19 protein-coding genes are annotated in these 22,703 nt (G+C 67.2%); 11 read left to right on the top strand and 8 right to left on the bottom strand.

Annotated features, from left to right (window positions below; all coding sequences use genetic code 11):
- Window positions 1-32 precede the first annotated feature (32 nt).
- Both J3A66_RS04130 and J3A66_RS04125 read right to left on the bottom strand, forming a co-directional pair.
- Entirely contained in the window at window positions 33-1,823 is a 1,791-nt protein-coding gene (locus tag J3A66_RS04130; RefSeq protein ID WP_209567347.1) for an IlvD/Edd family dehydratase, read from the bottom strand.
- A 31-nt stretch (window positions 1,824-1,854) separates the two neighbouring features.
- Window positions 1,855-3,000 carry an aldose epimerase family protein gene (locus J3A66_RS04125; protein WP_209567345.1) on the bottom strand — a complete coding sequence of 382 codons (1,146 nt, stop codon included), beginning with the start codon at window positions 2,998-3,000 and terminating at the stop codon, window positions 1,855-1,857.
- 135 nt (window positions 3,001-3,135) lie between these two features.
- On the opposite strand from J3A66_RS04125, the gene J3A66_RS04120 reads away from it, so the two are divergent.
- Window positions 3,136-4,467 (top strand): sugar MFS transporter, encoded by a 1,332-nt coding sequence (locus J3A66_RS04120; RefSeq protein WP_209567343.1) that lies wholly within the window; start codon window positions 3,136-3,138, stop codon window positions 4,465-4,467.
- Between the two features lie 25 nt (window positions 4,468-4,492).
- On the opposite strand, the gene J3A66_RS04115 is transcribed toward J3A66_RS04120, so the two are convergent.
- A complete protein-coding gene (locus J3A66_RS04115) occupies window positions 4,493-5,254 on the bottom strand; it encodes an FCD domain-containing protein (RefSeq protein ID WP_056407587.1) in 762 nt (253 codons plus the stop codon).
- Window positions 5,255-5,365: 111 nt separating this feature from the next.
- Here J3A66_RS04115 and J3A66_RS04110 point away from each other — a divergent pair, with 111 nt between their 5' ends.
- From J3A66_RS04110 to J3A66_RS04100, 3 genes are all read left to right on the top strand, one after another.
- Window positions 5,366-6,919 (top strand): aldehyde dehydrogenase (NADP(+)), encoded by a 1,554-nt coding sequence (locus tag J3A66_RS04110; RefSeq protein WP_209567340.1) that lies wholly within the window; start codon window positions 5,366-5,368, stop codon window positions 6,917-6,919.
- Window positions 6,920-6,986: 67 nt separating this feature from the next.
- Window positions 6,987-7,979 carry an AraD1 family protein gene (gene araD1, locus J3A66_RS04105; protein WP_209567338.1) on the top strand — a complete coding sequence of 331 codons (993 nt, stop codon included), beginning with the start codon at window positions 6,987-6,989 and terminating at the stop codon, window positions 7,977-7,979.
- A 2-nt stretch (window positions 7,980-7,981) separates the two neighbouring features.
- Window positions 7,982-8,908, top strand: a complete 927-nt coding sequence (locus J3A66_RS04100) for a Gfo/Idh/MocA family oxidoreductase (protein WP_209567336.1) — start codon at window positions 7,982-7,984, stop codon at window positions 8,906-8,908.
- A gap of 42 nt (window positions 8,909-8,950) precedes the next feature.
- On the opposite strand, the gene J3A66_RS04095 is transcribed toward J3A66_RS04100, so the two are convergent.
- Window positions 8,951-9,577, bottom strand: coding sequence for an OmpW family outer membrane protein (locus J3A66_RS04095; RefSeq protein ID WP_245336946.1), 627 nt, complete (start codon window positions 9,575-9,577; stop codon window positions 8,951-8,953).
- 189 nt (window positions 9,578-9,766) lie between these two features.
- Between J3A66_RS04095 and J3A66_RS04090 the strand changes: the two genes are divergently transcribed.
- Together J3A66_RS04090 and J3A66_RS04085 are read left to right on the top strand one after the other, a co-directional pair.
- Window positions 9,767-11,086: a radical SAM protein gene (locus J3A66_RS04090; protein ID WP_209567332.1), complete on the top strand. Its 1,320-nt coding sequence runs from the start codon at window positions 9,767-9,769 to the stop codon at window positions 11,084-11,086.
- Window positions 11,076-11,792: a Crp/Fnr family transcriptional regulator gene (locus J3A66_RS04085; RefSeq protein ID WP_209567330.1), complete on the top strand. Its 717-nt coding sequence runs from the start codon at window positions 11,076-11,078 to the stop codon at window positions 11,790-11,792. Before J3A66_RS04090 ends, J3A66_RS04085 begins: the two co-directional genes overlap by 11 nt.
- Before the next feature lie 22 nt (window positions 11,793-11,814).
- On the opposite strand, the gene J3A66_RS04080 is transcribed toward J3A66_RS04085, so the two are convergent.
- A complete protein-coding gene (locus tag J3A66_RS04080) occupies window positions 11,815-13,473 on the bottom strand; it encodes an ATP-binding cassette domain-containing protein (protein WP_348633985.1) in 1,659 nt (552 codons plus the stop codon).
- The gene (gene cydD, locus J3A66_RS04075) at window positions 13,470-15,191 is read right to left on the bottom strand and encodes a thiol reductant ABC exporter subunit CydD (protein WP_209567328.1); all 1,722 of its coding nucleotides are present in this window, start codon (window positions 15,189-15,191) and stop codon (window positions 13,470-13,472) included. Before cydD ends, J3A66_RS04080 begins: the two co-directional genes overlap by 4 nt.
- 118 nt (window positions 15,192-15,309) lie before the next feature.
- Between cydD and J3A66_RS04070 the strand changes: the two genes are divergently transcribed.
- The 4 genes from J3A66_RS04070 (at window position 15,310) to J3A66_RS04055 (ending at window position 19,049) form a co-directional block, all read left to right on the top strand.
- On the top strand, window positions 15,310-16,911 hold the full coding sequence (locus J3A66_RS04070; RefSeq protein WP_209567326.1) for a cytochrome ubiquinol oxidase subunit I: 1,602 nt from the start codon (window positions 15,310-15,312) through the stop codon (window positions 16,909-16,911).
- Between the two features lie 33 nt (window positions 16,912-16,944).
- Window positions 16,945-18,084, top strand: coding sequence for a cytochrome d ubiquinol oxidase subunit II (gene cydB, locus J3A66_RS04065; RefSeq protein WP_209567324.1), 1,140 nt, complete (start codon window positions 16,945-16,947; stop codon window positions 18,082-18,084).
- Between the two features lie 28 nt (window positions 18,085-18,112).
- Complete coding sequence (gene cydX / locus J3A66_RS04060) at window positions 18,113-18,259, top strand: cytochrome bd-I oxidase subunit CydX (RefSeq protein ID WP_209567322.1); 147 nt, start codon at window positions 18,113-18,115, stop codon at window positions 18,257-18,259.
- A gap of 79 nt (window positions 18,260-18,338) precedes the next feature.
- Window positions 18,339-19,049, top strand: a complete 711-nt coding sequence (locus J3A66_RS04055; protein WP_056407603.1) for a Crp/Fnr family transcriptional regulator — start codon at window positions 18,339-18,341, stop codon at window positions 19,047-19,049.
- 28 nt (window positions 19,050-19,077) lie between these two features.
- Here the strand turns inward: J3A66_RS04055 and J3A66_RS04050 are convergent, their stop codons facing one another.
- On the bottom strand, window positions 19,078-19,674 hold the full coding sequence (locus J3A66_RS04050) for a hypothetical protein (protein WP_209567320.1): 597 nt from the start codon (window positions 19,672-19,674) through the stop codon (window positions 19,078-19,080).
- Window positions 19,675-19,916: 242 nt separating this feature from the next.
- A complete protein-coding gene (locus J3A66_RS04045) occupies window positions 19,917-20,252 on the bottom strand; it encodes a hypothetical protein (protein ID WP_209567319.1) in 336 nt (111 codons plus the stop codon).
- Between J3A66_RS04045 and J3A66_RS04040 the strand changes: the two genes are divergently transcribed.
- Entirely contained in the window at window positions 20,224-22,692 is a 2,469-nt protein-coding gene (locus J3A66_RS04040) for a PAS domain S-box protein (protein WP_209567317.1), read from the top strand. The genes J3A66_RS04045 and J3A66_RS04040 overlap by 29 nt on opposite strands.
- Window positions 22,693-22,703 lie beyond the last annotated feature (11 nt).

Genomic DNA, 22,703 nt, shown 5'->3' with positions numbered 1-22,703 from the left:
CCGCGCGGCGTGCGCGACCCGGCGGCTCAGACCTAGTGGTTGTCGCGCGGCAGGCCCATCGTCTGGGCGATGCGCTGGTATTTCTCCGCACCTTCGAGGATGGCACCGGTTTCCATCTGGCCGACCGTGGCGCGCTGAATTTCCTGCCACGGCGTCTGCGAGCGCGGGAAGGCATAGCCGCCCGCCGCAGTCAGCGTGCGGCGCCGCTCGGCGAGTTCCTCATCGGAGATCAGGACATCGGCGCTGCCCTTGCCGAGATCGATGCGAACCCGGTCGCCGGTGCGGATCAGCGCGAGGCCGCCCATTGCCGCCGCCTCGGGGCTGGCATTGAGGATCGACGGCGAGCCAGACGTGCCCGACTGGCGACCGTCGCCGATGCAGGGAAGCGCATGGACGCCCTCGCGGATCAGATAGGCGGGCGGACGCATGTTGACGACTTCGGCGGCACCGGGATAGCCGATCGGCCCGGCGCCACGCATGAAGAGCAGCGTATCGGTGGTGATGCCGAGCGACGGATCGTCGATCCGGTGGTGGTAATCCTCGGGGCCGTCGAACACGACCGCGGGGCCTTCGAACGCTTCGGGATCGTCAGGATTGCTCAGATAGCGTTCGCGGAATTCCGGCGAGATGACGCTCGTCTTCATGATCGCGCTGTCGAACAAATTGCCACGCAGGACGATGAAGCCGGCATCTTGCAGCAGCGGGGTCGCGAACGGGCGGATGACGCGCTCGTCCTCGATCGTCGCGGTGCGGCAATTGTCGCCGATGCTCTTGCCGTTGGCGGTCATCGCGCCTTCGTGGATGAGGCCCTGCTTCATCAGCTCGGCGACGACGGCGGGCACGCCTCCGGCATGATAATAATCCTCGCCGAGATACTCGCCGGCGGGCTGAAGGTTGACCATCAGCGGGACCTTGTGGCCGTGCGTCTGCCAGTCGTCGATCGGCAGCTCAACGCCGATGTGGCGCGCGATCGCGGCGAGGTGGATCGGCGCGTTGGTCGACCCGCCGATCGCCGAATTGACGACGATCGCGTTGTGGAACGCCTCCCTGGTCAGGATGTCGCTGGGCTTCAGATCCTCGGCGACCATGTCGACGATGCGCTTGCCGGTCTTGTACGCGACCTCCTGGCGGTCGCGGTACGGCGCGGGGATCGCAGCCGAGCCGGGCAGCTGCATGCCGAGCGCCTCGGCGAGCGAATTCATCGTCGTCGCGGTGCCCATCGTGTTGCAATAGCCGGTCGAGGGCGCCGACGAGGCGACGAGCTTGATGAAGCCTTCGTCATCGATCGCTCCGGTCGCGAGCAGCTCGCGCGCCTTCCACACGATCGTCCCCGACCCGGTCCGCTCGCCCTTGTGCCAGCCGTTGAGCATCGGCCCGACCGACAGCGCGACCGCGGGAATGTTGACCGTGGCTGCCGCCATCAGGCAGGCGGGCGTCGTCTTGTCGCAGCCGATCGTCAGCACGACGCCGTCGAGTGGATAGCCGTAGAGCACCTCGACCAGCGCCAGATAGGCGAGGTTGCGGTCGAGCCCGGCGGTCGGGCGCTTGCCGGTTTCCTGGATCGGGTGGACCGGGAATTCGAGCGCTATCCCGCCTGCCTCGCGGATGCCTTCACGCAGGCGTTCGGCGAGCACGAGGTGATGGCGATTGCAGGGGCTGAGGTCGCTGCCGGTCTGCGCGATCCCGATGATCGGCTTGCCCGAACGCAGTTCTTCCAGGCTCAACCCGAAGTTTAGATAGCGCTCCAGATAGAGCGCGGTCATGTCGATATTCTCGGGATTGTCGAACCACGCGCGGCTGCGGAGTTTGGGCAAGTCGGTCATGAGAGGCTTTCCGGGGTAAGCAGGTCGAATATCAGCGAGCGACGGAGACGCGGTAGATCATGGCGTGATGATAGGGCTTGCCCGGATCGACGCGCGCGGAGACGAAATTCGGCTTGTTCGGTGCGTCCGGAAATTTCTGCGGTTCCAGCGCGATACCGTCGCCCATCCGGTAGAGATGGCCGTGCTTGCCGATGAACGTCCCGTCAAGAAAATTGCCCGTGTAGAATTGCACGCCGGGCTCGGTCGACAGGACTTCGAGCACGCGGCCCGACGCAGGATCCTCGAGCCGCGCGGCGAGCTCGGGCTTGGCGGTAACGCCCTTGTCGAGCGCGAAATTGTGATCGTAGCCGTGGCCGTAGCGGATTTGCTGGTCACGACCGTCGCGAAGCCCTTCGCCGACGATCCGGCCGTTGCGGAAGTCGAACACGGTCCCCTGGACGGGCTGCAACGCACCGGTCGGGATCAGCTTGTCGTCGACCGGCGTGATCGCCTTGGCGGGGATCGTCAGTCGGTGACCGTTCGCGCCCATCGCCGATCCCTCGCCACCAAGGTCGAAGATCGCGTGATTGGTCATGTTCACGATCGTCGGCTTGTCGGTCCTGGCATCATAGGCGATGCCCAGATTGCCCGCTTCGTCGAGCGTGTAGGTGACCGTGACGTCGAGGTTGCCCGGATAGCCGGATTCGCCATCCGCGCTGCGGTGGCCGAGCACGAGCGTCGCGGTCGGGCCGTCCTTGATCGACAGGACTTTCCACGCGACCTTGTCGAAGCCCTTGCCGCCACCGTGCAGCGAATTGACCTTGTCGTTGAGCGGCAGCTGATAGGCTTTGCCGTCGAGCGTGAAGCGGCCGCCGGCGATGCGGTTGGCGAAGCGCCCGACCGTCACGCCGAAGAAATTGGGATGGTCGACATAGGAGGCGAGGTCGTCATAGCCGAGCACGACGTCGGCGACCTTGCCGGCCCGGTCGGGCGCCATCAGCGATTGCAGCGTCGCGCCGTAGGACAGGATGCGCGCGGAGACGCCGTGCGCGTTGCTGAGCGTGATCGCCTCAATCGCCGTGCCGTCGCGCAGCGTACCCGCGGGGGTGCGCTTGGCATCGGCCGCGTTCGCCGCTGGCGCTGCCAGAGCGGCTAAAAGAGTTGCCAAGACGATCCCCGTTTTTCCGATTCCGCTCATTCCGGTTCCTATCCTGATCCTCTGACGCCGTTGACGCGCCTTATGGGGGTATATAGTCGGACAATATATTTCTGAGCAAGCCATGCGGGAAAAGACTGATGCTCAGTCGCCGACATGGCACGGAGGATGATGACTATGGCGATGCCGATACAGACGCACGGGACGATCGCAGGCGCTGCACCGGGGGCAGGGGGCAGCGCGGAGGGGCCGAGTTACCGATCCGCGCTGACCTTGCTGGCCAGCCTGTTCTTCATGTGGGGCTTCATCACGGTCATCAACAACACGCTGCTGCCGCATCTGCGCAGTGTGTTCGACCTCAGCTACACACAGACCACGCTGATCGAGAGCGTCTGGTTCATCGCCTATTTCTTCGCGTCGATCCCGTCCGCCAAGCTGATCGAGCGCGTCGGCTATCAGCGCGCGATGGTGTTCGGGCTCGGCTTGATGGCCGCGGGCGCATTGATGATGGTGCCCGCCGCGCGGCTGCCGTCTTATGGCGTGACGCTGTTCGCACTGTTCGTGATCGCCAGCGGCATCACGCTGCTTCAGGTCGCGGCGAACCCCTATGTCGCGGTCGTTGGCCCGCCCGAGACCGCCTCGTCACGGCTCAACCTGGTCCAGGCATTCAATTCGGCGGGTGCGACGCTCGCGCCCTTGTTCGGCGGCTATCTGATCCTCGGCCGCTCGACCTCGGGTACGGCGGTCGCCGGATCCACCGCGGTATTGACCCCCGCCGAGCGGCTTGCCGACGCGCAGTCGGTCGTGCTGCCCTATCTCATCGTCGCGGGCGTGCTGGTCGTGCTCGCGGTCGTCATCGCGCGCTTCCCGCTGCCGGCGATGGGGGCAGCGACGCAGCGTTCGGCGAAGGCCGATCGCAAGGGCCTGTCGCTCTGGTCGCATCGCAACCTCGTCCTCGGCATCCCGGCAATCTTCATCTATCTGATCGCCGAGATCGGCGTCGCCAACCTGTTCATCAACTTCGTCAGCCAGCCGCAGATCGGCAATCTGACGCATGAGCAGGCCTCGCACTATCTGTTCATCCTGTGGGGCGGCATGATGGTCGGGCGGCTGGTCGGCAGCGTCATCATGCGCAGCGTTCCGGCGGAGCACGTCCTGGCGCTGGCCAGCATCGGCGCGTTCGTCGTGATGCTGGTCGCCACCTTCACCACCGGGCATGTCGCGATGTGGGCGCTGATCTCGGTCGGGCTGTTTCATTCGATCATGTTCCCGACGATCTTCACGCTCGGCATCCGCGGGCTCGGACCGCTGACGGAAGAGGGGTCGGGGCTGCTGATCATGGCGATCGCGGGTGGTGCGCTGGTGATCGTGCAGGGCTGGCTCGCGGACCGTTATGGCCTGCAGATCTCGTTCCTGCTGACCGCGGCGTGCGAACTCTACATCCTGTTCTACGCGGTCTGGGGATCGCGCGTGACGCATGCGCTGCCCGAGCCGGTCGCGGTGGGATGATCCGGATATCGGCGGTGCGGCGCGTTCAGCGCTGCATCGCCGCCTTCGTATCTTCCAGTGCCAGGTCGACCAGCGTGCGCATCGCGGCACTTGCCGCCGCGGCATCGCCAGCCGCGATCGCGTCATAGACGAGCACATGATCGGGGATCGGGTTGCGGGGCAGCGCGCGGGCGCGTTGCTTGTACTGCGTGGTCCAGTTGACCGCCGCGCCGATGCTGGCGCTCAGCACGATCAGCGCATCGTTCCGGGTCGCGGTCAGCACGGCGTCGTGGAATTCGCGATCCGCCGCGCGGCCCGCTTCGGTCGCAAGCGTGTGGCGACGCATCGCGGTGAGCGCGTCCTTCATGATCTTCAGATCGGCGCGGTCGCGACGCTCGGCCGCGAGCGCGGCGGCGGCCGGTTCGACGATCGCGCGCAGTTCGAACAGGTCGCGCACGAACATGATGTCGGGCTCGGCCGCGAATGCCCATGCGAGCACGTCGGGATCGAGCAGGTTCCACCGGCTGCGGGGCAGGACGCGTGTGCCGATCTTGGGCCGGCTTTCGACCAGCCCCTTGGCGGTCAGCACCTGCACGGCCTCGCGGTACGCGCTTCGCGACACGTCGAGCGTCTTCGAAAAATCGACTTCCCCGGCCAGCGTGTCGCCGGGCGCATATTCGCCGGACAGGATTGCGGTGCCCAGCTTGTGCGCCACCGCGCCGTGAAGGCGGCGGCCGGTCCCCCGGGGGCTGCGTGCTGTTCCGGCGTCGGTCACAATCTCCTGTGGATCGTCGTCGTTGATCGTCATAGCGCCTGCTCCATCATCACGGCGTAACAGTCCGCGTGCCATCAAGGAACGCCAAAAGATTGCTAAATCGGGCCATTGCGCATAAGTCTGAGTATAAGGGAGCTACTATCCATGACTGATATCCAGACGGCCGAGACGGCCGGCAACGACGCGTTCCGTTCGATCGACGCGGCGACGGGGCTCGCGACCGGCGAGGCCTTTGCGGTCCACGGCGCTGATGACGTTGCGACGGCCTGTGCTGCCGCCGACGCGGCATTCGATGCGTATCGCGCGACCGACAATGCAGCCCGCGCGGACTTTCTCGAACGGATCGGCGAAGAGATCGTCGCGCTCGGCGACACGCTGATCGTCACCGCGATGCGCGAGAGCGGCTTGCCGCGCGCGCGGCTTGAGGGCGAGCGGGGTCGTACCGTCGGGCAGCTGAAGCTGTTCGCAGGCGTCGTGCGCCGCGGCGGCTGGATGGGTGTCCGGATCGACCCGGCGCTGCCCGACCGCGCGCCCTTGCCGCGTCCCGACCTGCGGCTGCGGATGATCCCGCTCGGCCCGGTCGCGGTGTTCGGCGCCAGCAATTTCCCGCTCGCCTTCTCGACCGCGGGTGGTGATACCGCCTCCGCGCTCGCTGCGGGCTGCCCCGTCGTCGTCAAGGGTCATCCGGCGCACCCCGCAACCGGCGCGATGGTCGCTGGCGCGATCGAGGCGGCGGTTGCTGCCTGCGGCCTGCCAAAGGGTGTGTTCTCGCATCTGGTCGGCCCCGGCAATGATCTGGGCAGCACGCTGGTCCAGGATCCGCGGATCGCTGCGGTCGGCTTCACCGGGTCGCGCGCTGGCGGCCTGGCACTCGTCAAGCTGGCGCAGGCGCGCGACGTGCCGATCCCCGTCTATGCCGAGATGTCGAGCATCAATCCCGTCGTGCTGCTGCCCGAGGCGCTGAAAGCGCGCGGCGCGGCGCTGGGTACGGCGTTCGTCGGGTCGCTGACGATGGGCGCGGGGCAGTTCTGCACCAATCCCGGTCTGGTCCTCGCGATCGAAGGCGACGGGCTTGATGCGTTTGTCGCCGCAGCGGCGACCGCGCTTCCCGACGCACCGGCTGCGACCATGCTCACCGGCGGCATCCATGCCGCGTACCAGAAGGGCGTTGAGGCGCTCGCGGGCCATGACGCGGTCAAGACGATCGCACAGGGCAAGGTCGGCGAAGGTGTCGCACAGGGGCAGGCGGCGTTCTTCGAAACCACCGCTGCACAGTTCCTGAGCGATGCGGCGCTGGGGCATGAGGTGTTCGGGGCGTCGTCGCTGCTGGTGCGCTGCGCCGACGAGAACGAGCTCCACGCCGTGCTGCGCGCCGCGGAAGGTCAGCTGACCGCGACGATCCAGATGGACGCGGGCGATGCCGGGATGGCGTCGCGCCTGATCCCGCTGCTCGAGCGCAAGGCCGGGCGGATCCTGGCCAATGGTTGGCCGACGGGCGTCGAAGTCGCGCATGCGATGGTCCATGGCGGACCGTTCCCGGCGACGTCGGACGGTCGCACCACCTCGGTCGGCAGCCTGGCGATCGACCGCTTCCTGCGGCCGGTATCTTATCAGAACCTGCTGCCGGAATTGCTCCCCGCCTGCGTGCGTGACGACACGGACGCGCCGCGGCTGATCGACGGCGTCGTCGCCGGCTGACCCGCCAATTCCCTGCATGATGACGTCCGGGCGAACCGTAACAGCGGCACCCGGAAAGGAGAGGATGATGAGCTTGCGCCTGTTGCAGCATGTTGGCGTCGACGGCACGCGATCGGTGATCGCGGCCACCAGCGCTGGGGCGGCTTTCGTTCCCGGAGTAGATAGCGTCCGTGCGCTTGCCGAGCGCGCGATTGCCGATGGCACCGATCTCGCCGGCGCGGTTGCGGCGTATGGGACGGGCGCCAGCGTCGACATCGCGGCCGAACTGGCGGCCGGTCGTTTGATGTCGCCGATCGATCATGTCGACCCGGCGCACGTCGTCATGACGGGTACCGGGCTGACGCATCTCGGCTCGGCCGAGGGACGCGACAAGATGCACCGTGCCGCGGCGGATGCGGAAAAGCAGACCGATTCGATGCGGATGTTCCTGGAGGGCGTCGAGCGCGGCAAGCCCGGGCCGGGCGAGCGCGGCCAGCAGCCCGAATGGTTCTACAAGGGTGACGGTTCGGGGCTCGTCGCGCCGGGTGCGGCGCTCGAGATGCCCGACTTTGCAGAGGATGGCGGCGAGGAGCCCGAGCTTGCCGGGATCTACCTGATCGGGGCTGACGGCACGCCGTTCCGGCTCGGCCTGTGTCTGGCCAACGAGTTCAGCGATCACGTGACCGAGCGGCATAATTACCTCTGGCTCGCGCATTCCAAGCTGCGCCAGGCGTCGCTCGGCCCGGAGCTGCTCGTCGGCCCACCGCCCGAGCATGTCGAGGGGATGAGCCGGATCCACCGCGACGGCGCTGTCCTGTGGGAGAAGCCGTTCCTGTCGGGCGAGGCGAACATGTCGCACAGCATCGCCAATCTCGAGGCGCATCATTTCAAATATGACCTGTTCCGCCGCCCGGGCGACATCCATGTCCATTTCTTCGGGACCGCGACGCTGTCGTTCGCCGAGGGCGTGACGACGCGTGAAGGCGACGTGTTCGAGATCGAGGCTGCGCCCTTCACGCTGCCGCTGCGCAACACGCTGACCAGGGCCGCGCCGCGGTCGGTCTCGGTAAAGGCGCTCTGAGCGTGGCAGCCATTCGCATCGCCGTCGTCGGCATGGGCAAGATCGCGCGCGACCAGCATCTCCCGTCGATCGCGGGCAACGCCGAATTCGAGCTCGTCGCCAGCGTCAGCCCGCGGGATCCGGGCGTAGAGGGCGTCGCCAACTTCAGGTCACTGGAGGCGTTGCTCGCCGACGGCCCGGCGATCGACGCGATCGCGCTCTGCACGCCGCCGCAGGTGCGCTATTCGCTCGCCACGATGGCGCTCGAAAAGCGCCTGCACGTGTTCCTCGAAAAGCCGCCGGGCGCGACACTCGCCGAGGTCGATGCGCTCGAGGCTCAGGCCGCACGGACTGGCGCGACGCTCTTTGCCGGCTGGCATTCGCGGTTCGCGGCGGGTGTCGCGCCCGCCAAGGCCTGGCTTGCTGACCGTCGCATCGACCGCGTGTCGATCGTCTGGCGCGAGGACGTCCGCGTCTGGCATCCCGGCCAGGCGTGGATCTGGGAGCCGGGCGGGCTTGGCGTGTTCGATCCTGGCATCAATGCCCTGTCGATAGCGACTGAGATCCTGCCCGAACCGTTCTTCCTCGCGTCCGCGACGCTGTCGACACCGGCCAATCGTGCCGCGCCGATCGCCGCCGATCTCGCCTTCCGCAGTGCGTCGGGCACGCCGATAACGATGGATCTCGACTGGCGTCAGACCGGCCCGCAAAGCTGGGACATCGTCGTCGACACCGACGCCGGCACGCTCCGTCTTGCCAAAGGCGGCGCGGTGCTGACCCTGCCCGAGGGCAGCAGCGAGCATGACGATGCCGAATATGCCGGGCTCTACGCGCGTTTCGCCGCCCTGGTCCGCAACGGGCGCAGCGAGGTCGACACGACCCCCTTCACGCTCGTCGCCGACGCATTCCTGCGCGGCACCCGCGTCTCGGTCGCGGCGTTCGACGACTAGGACCGCAGGCGCGATGGCCCGCGGTCCTGCTCGGCCGTGGGGTTAAAGCCTCAGGCCGAGACCGACGCCGAAAACGAGCGGATCGAGATTGATCTTCACGGTCTGCGTACCGATTGCCGTCGTGCGCAGTCGGGCGCTCGTGTCGATGTCGATATATTTGACGTCGAGGTTGAGAAAGACCTTCGGCGTGATGTCGACGTCGACCCCGGCCTGTGCCGCCCAGCCGAAGCTGTCCTTCATACGTACCCGCGTCCGTCCGACCGCCTTTTCGAGACCCGCCGAGGCATCCTCGTTCCAGAACATCGTGTAGTTCAGCCCGGCCCCGACATAGGGACGGATCGAGCCGCGCGGGTTGAGGTGATATTGCGCGATCAGCGTCGGGGGCAGCACCCAGGTCGAGGCCAGCTTGCCGATCGATCCGGTCGTCCCGCTACGCCCGCTGGCGCTGTGCTTGGTCGTCGCGGCGATCAGTTCGAAGCCGATCTGGTCGGTGGCCATATAGGTGACGTCGACCTCGGGCATCGCGCTGTTGTCGACGCTGACGCGTTCGCCGGAGAAAGTCGAGAGGATTCCGCCCGAGCGTTCGTTCGGGGCGACGAGGATCGCGCGCAGGCGGACGAGCACGTCGCCGGCCTTGATACCGGTGCGCGGTGCCGGGTCCTGCGCCATGGCCGGCGTGGCGATGCCGAGGCCGGCGGCGGCTAGAACTACGCCGATGGAAAGATGCTTCATTGCCCGACTCCTGATTGGGATGCGTTCGGGCTAGGCGTGCGGCGAGGCGGGGGCGTTGATCACGGCCAAACGCGGATTTGATGCCGATCAAAGACCAGTCGAGGGGGACATCGCACCCATCATCGCATGTGGACCTATCACCCCGACCTGCTCGCGACACCCGTGCCGCGCTACACCAGCTATCCGACCGCTGCCGAATTCGGCGACGATGTCGGCCCGGCCGACATGGAGGAGGCGCTGGGGGGCATGGTGCCGGGGACGGTCGTCTCGCTATATCTGCACATCCCCTATTGCCGGGACATATGCTGGTATTGCGGATGCAACACGGGGGCGGCGAACCGCGCCGCGCGGCTCGCCACCTATGTCGAACGGCTCGAACGCGAGATCGCACTCGTTGCGCAGCGGGTGACTGGCGTCCGCGTGGGACGGATCGCATTCGGCGGCGGCAGTCCGAACGCGATTCCGCCGGCGGCGTTTCTCCGGCTGGTCGAAAGCGTCAGGACGGCATTCGACTGCACCGATGCCATTCTATCGGTCGAGGTCGATCCGCGTGGTTTCGACCGCGACTGGGCGGGGGCGATCGGGCGGGCAGGGGTGTCGCGGGTCAGCCTCGGCGTCCAGACGCTCGATCCTCAGGTCCAGGCGGCGATCGGGCGTGTGCAGCCGTCGGAGGATATTCGTCGCACGACCGCGCTCTTGCGCGATGCCGGTGTCGGGTCGATCAATTTCGATCTCATGTATGGCCTGCCGCAACAGTCCGAGCAGAGCCTGCGGGCCAGTATCGCCGAGAGCATCGCGATGGTCCCCGACCGGCTCGCGGTGTTCGGCTATGCACACGTTCCGCACCTCGTACCGCGCCAGCGACGCATCGTCGCGGACGGGCTGGCGGGGACGGCGGAGCGCTTTGCGCAGGCTGCCCTGGCGCATCGCATGCTGGTCGATGCCGGCTATGCCCCGGTCGGGTTCGACCATTTTGCACGACCGGCCGATGCGCTCGCGCAGGCGGCGGCGAGCGGCGGCCTGCGCCGCAATTTCCAGGGATTCACCGAAGACCCGGCGGAGATCCTGATCGGTCTGGGGGCCAGCGCGATCAGCGACTTTCCCGACCGCATCCTGCAGACCGAGAAGAATACGGGGCGCTACGGCATGCGGATCGATGCCGGAGCCCTGGCAACCGGTCGCGGGCTGCGGCGCAGCCCCGAAGACAGGCTGCGCGGCCGGGCGATCGAGACGATCCTGACCCGGGGCACGGCCGACCTGACCGCACTGAGTGACGGGGCGGACATCCGCAGGCGGCTGACGCCGTTCGAACGGTACGGGCTGATCGCCTGGGAGAGAAGCGTGCTCCGCCTGAGCGAAGACGCGCTTCCCTATGCGCGCGTCATTGCGAGCAGCCTGGACGCCTACCGGCACACCGCGTCGGCACGGTTCAGCCATGCGGTCTAGCGCGGCGGGCGGGGCGGTCGTGACGCTGCCGCCGCGCTGTGCCGCCTGCAACGTACGCGACGATGCGCTGTGTGCGACGCTCGAAGACGCGGGCCTGAACGCGTTGCACGGGATCGGCCGGCGGCGGACGATGCCGGCAAGGCAGGTGCTGGTCTGGAGCGGGGATCCGAACGCGATCTGCGCCACCGTCGTGTCGGGCGTGCTCAAGGCGATGCGCGCGGGGCCGGAGGGTCGCGAACACATTGTCGGCCTCGCCTTTGCCGGAGATTTCGTCGGCGACCTGTTTGCCGACACCGCGAACGAGACGATCCGGGTGATCACCGATGCGGAGCTGTGCGTGTACCCGCGCGCCGCGCTGCAACGCATGCTTGACGCGCATCCGGCGATGGAGCGCCTGTTGCTGCACCGCGCGCTCGGTGCGCTCGACGATGCGCGGATGTGGATGCTGATGCTGGGACGCAAGGCCGCAGGCGCGCGGATCGCCACGTTCCTGCTGGAAATGGCGCGGCGGATGGGTCAGCCGGGCCCGGCCCGCTTCGACCTGCCGATGAGCCGGTCGGAGGTCGGTGCGCTGCTGGGGATGACGATCGAGACCGTCAGCCGGCAGATGACGTCCCTGAAACGCCGCGGGGTCGTCGCCCTGCCGGGCGGGCGCGGCGTCATCATCCTCGATCGGGCACAGCTCGCGCGGGCCGCGGCAGGCTGAGCGACAGCGCCCGGAGCCGGTGCTAGGCGGCGCTGCGCCGGTCCGATCCCGCCTGTGTCAGGTCGAAACGCCGCGGACAGAGGGCGACGAGCGCCGGGCGGTGGCTCACAAGGATCAGCCCCTGTCCGGTCGTGTCGAGGCGCTGCGCCAGTCGGACCGCAAGCAGCTTTTCGGTCGTGCGGTCCAGCCCCTCGCTCGGCTCGTCGAGCACGAGCCACGGCGCGAGCGAGCAATAGGCGCGCGCGACCGCGAGACGGCGTCGCTCTCCGCCCGACAGGCGTGCGCCGTTTTCACCGACCCACGCGTCGAGTCCGTGATCGAGCGCGCGAACCCGATCGTCGAGCACCGCGTCGTGCAGCGCCCGCCACAGCGTGGCATCGTCGGCATCCGGGTTGGCAAGCATCAGATTGTCGCGCACCGTTCCCGACAGCAGCGCGGCATCCTGTGGTGCCCAGGCGAAGCTGCGCCGCGATATCTCTGCCGGGATCAGGCCGATATCATCTCCGTCCAGCCAGATCTCGCCAGGCGTGCTCGGTCGCAACGACAGCAGCCGTTCGACGAGCGTCGTCTTGCCGATCCCCGAGGGGCCGGTCAGCGCGACCCGATCGCCCCGCCGCACGTGACACGTCCCCGCCGGCAGGACGAAGTGCAATGCGCTACGGCTAGGACCGGTCGTGTTCGGCAAAGCGCGCGAAGACGCATCCTCCGGGTAAGTCTCTGCGCTCTCGTGCGTTTCCAGGATATCGTCGAGCCGGTGGCGTGCCGCGCGCATGCGGCCCCGCTCGATCATCGCGCGCAACACCGGCGTGCCCGCATCGATCGTCATCGCCGCTGCCAGCGCCGCCAGTGCAGCCCGTGGCGCCCCCGATCCTGCCGACAGAATCGCGGCGATGGCGGCGGCGATACCGACGGCCGTTGCATGCAGCAGGTCCAGCCATCCGGCGGCTTCTGCCTGCGCACGCTGCGCGGCGGCGAGCGCACGACTTCGATCGTCGACCTGCGCAGCGGCCCAGGGCTCGAGTCCGAAGCATCGCAGTTCCGGGGCGGCATCGGCAAGGCCTGCGAACGTCTCGCGAAGCGCCCCGGCAGCATATTGCACCGCCTGGCCGAGCGGCGCGCTACGACGGGCAAGCCGGTCGGCAATGATCAGGAGCACCGCCATGCAGCACGCGGTGGCCATCGACGCTGCGACGCTGCCCAGCGATACGAGCCCGAGCCCCGCGATCAGCGCCGCGGCGACGCCCCAGGGCGCGGACTGCCGTACGTACTGCATCTCCATCGCATCGACGTCGCCGATCAGCCGGGCGGTCGCCTCGCCCGTGCCGAAGGCGAGCGCGGTACCAGCGGGCTGTGCTGCGAGCGCGCGGAAGATGGCCGGGCGTATACGTGCGAGCGCGCCGAATGCCGCCTCATGGCTGGCGAGGCGCTCGCCGTAACGTGCGCCGGTCCGCAGGATGGCAAGAAGCCGGATCCCCGCGCTCGGCAGCATGTAGTTGAACGCGAGCGCTGCGGCCGGGCCCGCCAGACCGGCGATCGCGGCGGCGGTGATGAACCAGCCCGACAGCCCGAGCAGCAGGACCGACGCTGCCGCGACCACTGCGGCGAGCAGCGCGGCGCGTGCGAGAAGCGGGCGCTGCGCATGTCGCTCCTGCGCGAGCAACCTGTCGAGTGGACCGGTCACGCGGGGTCTCCAAGCCGAACCACATGATCGGCGATGCCGGCCAGGCGGTCGCTATGAGTCGCGATCAGCGTCGTCCGGCCGCGACAGGCGGCCGCGATCGTCGTCACCAGCGCGATCTCCGACAGTGAATCGAGATGCGCCGTCGGCTCGTCGAGCAGCAGGATCGGTACCGGCTTGAGCATGGCGCGCGCCAGGGCAAGCCGCCGCCGCTCGCCACCGGACAGCCCGCCGCCGCGCGCATCGAGCCGCGTGTCGAGACCGGCCGCCATCCGACCGCCGCCGCGTGCCATCAGCATCGGCCGGAGACCGGCCTGCACCACCGCGCGGTCGATCGCATCGTCGCAGGCGTCGGGGCAGGCAAGCCGCAGGTTTTCGCGGATCGTTCCGGCGATGATCAACGGATGCTGGCCGGCCCAGGATGCGCGCGGTGCGAGCGAACTGCCGGATGGGAGTCGCTGGCCGTCGATCAGGATATCGCCCGCGACCAGCGGCGCGAGGCCGAGCAGCAGGTGCAACGCGCTGGTCTTGCCGCTGCCCGATGGTCCGGTCAGCACGACGATGCGGCCGGACGGAACGTCGAACGACAGGTCGGATACGGCGTCCCGTTCCGCGTCGGGATAACGGATCGCGACCGACCTGAACGCCAGTGCGGGAAGAGCGGGTATATCGGGACGCAGAGCGTGTGGCGTCGATGGCAGCGACGCCGGCATGGGAGACGCGGGCGCGGGCAGGGCGATCAGGCGATCCGCCGCCGTCTCGGCCGCCTGCTTGTCGTGATAGGCGGCGGCGAGACGGCGCATCGGCGCGTAGAATTCGGGCGCGAGCGCGAGGACGAAGAAGGCGCGGCCGAGATCGAGCTGCTCGGGCACCGGGAAGGGCAGGAGGTGGAGCAGGTTGAACCCGCAATAGACCGCGACCAGCGCGACCGAGAGCGCGGCGAAGAACTCCAGCGCCCCCGAGGACAGGAAGGCGACGCGCAGCACGCCCATCGTCCGCGCCGCCAGTTCGTCCGCTGCGACCCCGAGCGCGCGCGCCTCGCGGTCCTCGGCGCCGAACGCAAGGACGACCGGCAGCGCCCGCACCCGATCCGCGAACCGCCCGGTCAGCCGAGCCAGCGCGGTGAACTGGCGCCGGGATTTGTCCGCGGCCGCGCCCCCCGCAAGCGCCATCGCGACGATGAATGGTATGAGCGTCACGACCAGGATGCCCGCGGCGACGGGGCTGGCCAACGCGGTCGCGAGCAGGATCAGGAAGGGTGCGATGGCGCCCGCTTTGCGCGCGGGCAGGAAGCGCGCGATATAACCGTCGAGCGCGTCCACCTCGTCCACCACCGCGGCCATCAGGACACCCGTGGTCGTCGGCGCACCGGGGTCGCGGTGCAGCGCCGATGCGACGCTCCGGCGACGCAACGTCACCTTGGCGTCTTCGGCCTGGCGGGCGCCCGTGCGCGTCGCGAGCATGACGACAAGACCGCGAAGGCCGCCGGACAGGACGACGAGCATTGCCCAGGGCAGGACCGCGGCGGCACCGGCCGGAACCGCGACGATCGCCCCCGCCAGGCCGCCGGCAAAGCCGATTGCGGCAACGCTGTCGAGCATGAGCCACGCCGCCGCCGCATCGCCGCGGCGACCGCCCTGGGCGATGGTCTTGAGCCACTGGCGACGCGCGCGGGGCGTCCGGTCGGAGGATGCGAGGTCGCTCGAAGATAGTGCCGTCATGGACAGGCTTGTCGCGTATTGCCGTTCGTCTGGTCTTTGACCGCGGTCAATGTTCTGGTCGGCCGCGCCACTTACGCCCCGACCAAACCGGCATGTTCGCCGGGGAGGAGACCGTTCCATGGACCTCGGGGTCATCGACCTGTCGCGGCTGCAGTTTGCGCTCACCGCGCTCTATCATTTTCTCTTCGTGCCGCTGACGCTGGGCCTGTCGATGATGCTCGTCATCATGGAATCGGTCTATGTCATGACGAACCGGCCGATCTGGCGTGTGATCACACGCTTCTGGGGGCGGATCTTTGCGATCAACTTCGTGCTGGGGGTGGCCACCGGGCTGACGATGGAATTCCAGTTCGGCACGAACTGGTCGTATTTCTCGCATTATGTCGGGGACATATTCGGCGCGCCGCTCGCGATCGAGGGGCTGATGGCGTTCTTCCTCGAAGCGACGTTCGTCGGCATCATGTTCTTCGGCTGGGGGCGACTGTCGAAGCTCGGGCATCTGCTCGTCACGGCCATGGTGGCGCTCGGCACCAACCTGTCCGCGCTGTGGATCCTGATCGCGAACGGCTGGATGCAGAATCCGGTTGGCGCAAAGTTCAATCCGGAAACGATGCGGATGGAGGTGACCGATTTTGGCGCCGTCCTGTTCAACCCGATCGCGCAGGCCAAGTTCGTCCATACGGTCAGCGCGGGCTATGTCTGCGCGGCGGTGGTCGTGCTCGGGATCAGCGCCTTCTGGTTGCTGACCGACCGCTACAAGGGCGTGGCACGGCGATCGATGACGGTGGCGGCAGCCTTTGGCCTGGCCGCGTCGCTGTCGGTCGTCGTGCTGGGTGACGAGAGCGGCTATGCCCTGACCGACAACCAGAAGATGAAGCTCGCCGCGATCGAGGCGGCTTGGCACACGGCACCAGCGCCGGCCGGTCTGACGCTGTTCGGCGTACCCGACGTCGCCGCCCGTGAAACCCGGTACGAGGTTCAGATCCCCTGGGTCCTAGGGCTGATCGCGACGCGCAGCCTCGACGGTACCGTCACCGGCATGTCCGAACTGGTGCTCAAGGCGCAGGAGCGGATCACGTCGGGTGTAGTCGCCTATGACGCGGTCGAACGGCTCAAGACCGACCCTGCCAACGTCGTACAACGTGCACGGTTCGAGGCGCACAAGCGTGACCTCGGCTACGCCCTGTTGCTCAAGCGGCATGTCGCGGACCCGCGCACTGCCAGCCCCGCGCTGATCGCCACGACGGCGTGGGACGTGGTGCCGAACGTGCCGCTGATGTTCTGGAGCTTCCGGATCATGGCCGCGATCGGGGTCCTGATGATCGCGCTGTTCGGTGCGGCGTTCGTCCTGACGTCGCTCCGCCTGCACACGCAGACGCGGTGGTTCCTGAAACTCGCGGTGATCGCGATCCCCTTGCCTTGGATCGCGATCGAACTGGGCTGGATGCTCGCCGAGATCGGCCGCCAGCCCTGGGCGATCGAGGGCGTGCTGCCGACCTTCCTCGCCGCATCCTCGCTGACGCGCGGCGTGCTGTGGACGACGATCATCGGTTTCACCGCAATCTACGGGACGCTCGCGGTCATCGAGGTCCGCCTGATCCTCGCGACGATCCGCAAGGGGCCGTTCGAGCATGACGAGGATGCCTATCCGGTGCCCGATGCCGGACCGGCAGGGCGCGGCGCCGCGCGTCCCGTTGCTGCTGATCCGATCCCCGCCTGACCCCTTCTCGCCTGATCCGAAAGGCACGATCCGATGTTTGACTATGAGACGCTGCGCATATTGTGGTGGGGGCTGATGGGGGTGTTGCTCATCGCCTTTGCGCTAACCGACGGGTTCGACCTCGGGGTCGCCACGCTTCTGCCGTTCGTCGCACGGACCGATTCCGAGCGCCGGATGGTGATCAACTCGGTCGGTCCGACCTGGGAGGGGAACCAGGTCTGGTTCATCCTGGGTGGCGGCGCGATCTTTGCCGCATGGCCGTTCGTCTATGCGGTCAGCTTTTCGGGCTTTTACCTCGCGATGTTCCTCGTGCTCGCGGCGCTGATCCTGCGACCGGTCGGGTTCAAATACCGGTCGAAGCGGCCGGATCCGCGGTGGCGGTCCGGATGGGACTGGGCGCTGTTCGTGGGCGGTGTCGTGCCGGCGCTCGTCTTCGGGGTCGCGGTCGGCAATGTCCTGTCGGGGGTGCCGTTCCGGCTGGACAGCGATCTGCGGGCGTTTTTCGACGGCAGCTTCCTCGGGCTGTTCACGCCGTTCACGCTGATCTGCGGCCTGTTGTCGGTCGCGATGCTGGTTTTGCACGGCAGCGCATGGCTGGCGATCAAGGTCGAGCATGGCCCGGTCCATGACCGCGCGACGCGGTTCGGGACATTGGCCGCGATCCTGTCGCTGGTCCTGTTCGCGGCCGATTGGGCGTTCGTCGCCTGGACCGATATCGGGTTCCGCATCGTCGGGACCATCGATCCGGCGGGGCCGTCCAATCCGCTGCGCACGACGAGCGAAATCGCTGCGGGCGCGTGGCTGGCGAACTATGCACTCCATCCCTGGATGATGATTGCCCCGCTGCTGGGATTCGGCGGCGCGGTGGTCGCGCTGATCGGGATACGCCGACGGATCGAGAGTGCGGCATTTGCGGGATCCTCGGCATCGGCGGTGGGGATCATTGCGACCGTCGGGCTGTCGATGTTTCCCTACATCCTGCCGTCCAGCATCGATGCGCATTCGAGCCTGACGGTCTGGAATGCGTCATCGTCCGAAAAGACACTCGGGATCATGCTGTTCGTCACCGTCGTCTTCCTGCCCATCGTCCTCGCCTACACCGCATGGGCCTTCAAGCTGATGTGGGGCCGCGTCACCGCGCACGAGGTCGCGACCAATCCCGATTTCTACTGATCACTCCGTGCGGCAAGGACGATAGATAATGTGGTATTTCAGTTGGGTATTGGGCCTCGGCCTTGCGCTGGGCTTCGGAGTGCTGAACGGCATGTGGCATGAATTCTCGTTGCCGGCCGATGACGAGATCGACGTACCGGACATGCCGTATACAGTGTCGCGCAACATATCCTGACCGGCCCGTCCGGCGATATTGACCAGTCGGCGCCGAATTGATGCGGTCAATTCGGCGACCGGGCGCTATATCTCCCGTCATGCTTGCTGCAACCATCTGCGTCGACTGTGCGGTCCGCGATCAGTCGCTGTGCGGCAGCCTGACCAATAGCGAACTACATGCGCTCAATACCCTGGGTCGGCGGCGGATCGTGCGGCGTGGCGAGACGCTGATCTGGGCGGGCGAGGACAATATCCTGTGCGCCAATCTGCTGTCGGGCGTGCTCAAGCTCGTTGCATCGAGCGGTGACGGCCGCGAGCAGATCGTCGGGCTCCTATACCCCGCCGATTTTGTCGGGCAGCCCTATCCCGGGCAGGCGGATTTCAGCGTGTCGGCGCTGACCGACGCGGAAGTGTGCATCTTTCCGCGGGCGTCGTTCGAGCGCGTCCTGACCGATCATGCGCGAATGGAGCGGTTGCTGCTACAACGCACGCTTGCCGCGCTCGACGAGGCACGATCGCGCATGCTGACGCTCGCGCGCAAGTCGGCGAGCGAGAAGGTCGCGGGGTTTCTCGTCGATATGGCGACCCGTGCCGCGGCGACCGGTTGCAGGGGAACGCCCCGCGGGCCGGTCACGTTCGACCTCCCGCTTTCGCGGGGTCAGATCGCCGACATATTGGGTTTGACGATCGAAACCGTCAGCCGGCAGATGACGCAGCTGAAGACTCGCGGCGTCATCGGCTTGCCCGGCGGACGAGCCATCACCATTGTCGACCGCGACGCTCTCGCGGCGCGCGCCGATCCGGCATAGCGATGCCGGGAGCGACAGCAGGCTGCGCTCAGGGTGAAGTGCTACGCGCCAGACTGTCGGTCAGCCGCATCCTGGCGGCGCGCGTGAGGCGGGCATGCCCCAGGGTCAGGATCGCCAGCTCGGTGAAGTCGGTGGCACGCCGGCAGCCGTCGAAGAAGCATCGCAGCATATAGCCGAGCATGTCGGGCGCGAACCGATCGGCCTCGATCGAGCGCGGATCAAGCGCGACGATGAGGTCCTGCGCGTAGACGGCGTCGGTCACGCGGTGCGCGGCGACATGATCGAGCAGCACGCCGATCAGCGGCTGTGACGGGGTTCGTCGGAACAGCGTGTCGAGCGTCGGCTCGAGGCCATCGTCGCGCTGTTCGGTCACCAAGGCCAGTCGCGCACAGATCCAGTCCGCATCACGCGCCGAGGGTCTGACGGGCAAGCAGTCTGCGCAATGTTCGAGAATGCTGCACAGGCTGCGCAGATCGGCATGCGCGGACAACAGGTCCGCAAGATCGTCGTCGCGGATGACATGCCAGTGACGACACGCTGGAACCGGGGACGACTCGCCGTCGCCCGATTCCCGATCGACGCGCTGCGCCTCGCCGTCCTGCTTTGTGCCGTGCCCGTCCGTCATGCCGGCTCCTCCGGTCATCGCTCTGCCCGTCATGGCGAACCGTGGCATTGATCGTCGTCAAAGGGGCAGGGTGCCGGTTTGACGCGACCGCGGCACCATGTCGCGGACTGATATTTGGTAACGTTTACCGATGCTTAGGCGCGCCGGCCTATCCTGAGACGGGTCGCCGGGTCGTTCCGAAGTCGCGGGATTGATGGCTTCTCACAGCTGACCATAATGGTGAAAATGCCTGTCATTATGGGTCAATATATTTGCCAGCGAGCTAGGTAATAATACAGTATTGGCATATATTTGCCGGATAGCATGGAGACTTCAATACAAGACGATTCCGTTTCGACAATGAGCCAGCCGGGCCGTACTGTGGCCGGGTTGTGCATAGCGGCTGTCTTTGCCTGCGCGACGATCCCGTTGATCGGATGGATGCTGCGGATTCCCGTGCTGACGACGTTCGGTTTGGTCGAGCCAATGCCGCCGTTCGGCTGCATTGCCTTTGCCTGCATGGCGGCGGCGACCCTGATATTGTCACGCGGACATTCCAGTCGCCGGGCCATGCCGCTGCTCGCCGTGCCGATCGCCATCGGTCTCGAACGCCTGTTCGTCCAACTGGTCCTGCCGGCCGGGAGCCATGGGATCGATGGGTGGCTGTTTGCGGACGATGTCCGGACAGCCTTTGATCGCGCGATGACGGGGCCGGGCATTGTCGCCGATCTCATACTCGTCGCATTGCCCGTCGCGATCGGCGCAGCCGCGGCAAAAACCCGCTCCTATGGACGGCTGGCGGCGGCACTCGCAGGCGGCAGTTTGGTGACTGCAAGCACAGCCTTATTGCTGATCCCGATGCTCCCGGCCCTGCATGCGACCGGGTGGCATCTGTCGTCGACGTCCCTGCCATCCGCGATCGGCGCGATGCTGCTGGCCCTGGCGGTACTTGCCTGGCGAAGTGATATTCTGGACGAGCCCGGTGCCTGGTCGCCTGAATGGCACATGTTGCGACTTGTTCTGCCGCTGCTGCTGGTCGTACCGGTGCTAGCGCCGCTCGTGGAAATGGCGAGCATCGAGCTTGCCGGGGTGTCTGCGGTCTGGGGCGAACTGCTGACCGTCACGCTGAATTTCGTGGTGGTCAGCGCGCTCGTCACCTGGACGGTGCGGAGCGCAGCGCGCCACCGCGCCGCTTTGTCCGAGCTGACCCAGGCATTGAACGCCGCACCGATGGCGCTGGTCGATACCGATGACCGGATCATCCACTGGTCGCGCGGGTGCGAGGAATTATACGGTTGGCGTGCGCACGAGGCGCTGGGCAGGCAGAAGCATGTACTGCTCGCGTCGTGCACCGCCGACGGCAGCTTGGCGACAGGCTGCCCGCATGCCGATGGCGAGCGCGAACTGATTGAGCGCCGACGCGACGGCAGCGCAGTGCACGTGATCGAGCAGGCGCGCAGGGTCGAGAAGCTGGCCCGTGCGCCGGCCCTTGTCCTGTCGATGACCGATATCAGCACGCGGCTCGAGATCGAGGCCGCGCTGCGCAAGAGCGAGGAGCGTCTCGCGCTCGCCAGCAGCGCGCACGAGGTCGGGGTCTTCGAATGGGAGGTCGCGACCGGGGCACTGACCTGGACCGCAGGGTCCGAGCAGCGTCTGGGGCTGCCGGCGGGAAGCCTGCATGATTATCCGAGCTGGGCGGCGCTGATCGATCCGGACGATCTGGCGGAGGTCGAACGTACGATCGCCGAAACCGTCGGCAAGCGCGCACCCCGCATCAGCTTCACCTATCGGCTCAGATTGCCCAACGGCACGCAGCGCTTTCTCGAGGGCTCTGCCCGGTGCTTCTATGATCAGGCCGGCGTCATGATCCGGACGACGGGGATCACGCTGGACATAACGCGGCACGAGGAGCGCGAGGCGGCGCTTCGCGTGCGCGAGGCGCAATTGCGGTCGATCCTTGAAACCGTGCCCGATGCGATGATCGTGATCGACGAGGCCGGCGCCATCCGCTCCTTCAGCGCCGCCGCCGAACTCATCTTCGGCTATAGCGCTGCCGAGGCGATCGGATTGAACGTGCAGACCCTGATCCCGGGCGAGCGCGAGGCGTGGCAGCAGGGGTATTTACGGCGTTATCCGGCCTCGGGCGATCGGCGTGGCGTTGGTCATGGCCGGCTTACCACCGCGCGGCGCGCGGACGGGAGCAGCTTCCCGGTAGAACTGCATGTCGGCGAGGCACTGGTCGACGGCGAACGCGTGCTGACGGGGTTCGTCCGTGACATTTCGGAACGGATCGCCGCGGAAGAGCGGCTGAGCCTCGTCCGGCGGGAATTGATGCAGGTCATCCGGTTGAACGCGGTCGGCGAAATGGCTGCGGCGCTCGCGCATGAACTCAACCAGCCGCTCGCTGCGATCGCGAACTTCGTCACGACCGCCGAATTGCTCCTCGACAGCGGCGCCGGCATGGATGGCGACCGGCTCAAGGCCACGTTGATATCGGCGAACGCGCAGGCCCTGCGGGCAGGCGACATCATCCACCGGCTTCGCGAGTTCATCGCCAAGCGCGAGTCCGAGATGCGGATCGAGCCCGTGGAGGCGACACTGCGTGAGGCCGTCACGTTGCTGACGTCCGGCGGACAGCATGCCGATATCGAGCTGAGCTTCGCGCTGTCCCCCGACGCCGACTTCATGCTCGCGGATCGGATCCAGGTGCAGCAGGTGGTCGTCAACCTGCTCCGCAACGCGTTCGAGGCGTTGGCGACATCGCCCGACGGCGCGCGCGGCGTCCTCATCGAGGCGCGGTTGAACAAAGCGGCGCTCGTCGAGATCAGCATCTGCGACAATGGTCCCGGCTTGCCCGATGCGATCCTGTCGCGGATGTTCACGCCCTTCACGTCATCGAAGGGGGAGGGGGGCATGGGCTTCGGCCTGTCGATCTGCCGCCGCATCGTCGAAGCGCATGGCGGGGAGCTGGTCGGCTTCAACGCCCCGGGCGGTGGCGCCTGCTTTCGCTTCACCGTGCCGCATGTCTGTTTGGAATAAGCCGTGAAAGG

This window comes from Sphingomonas sp. PvP018 (genome assembly GCF_017876865.1).
In the GTDB taxonomy this organism is placed as follows: Bacteria; Pseudomonadota; Alphaproteobacteria; order Sphingomonadales; family Sphingomonadaceae; genus Sphingomonas; species Sphingomonas aerolata.
This window is presented reverse-complemented; position numbering and strand designations above follow the sequence as displayed.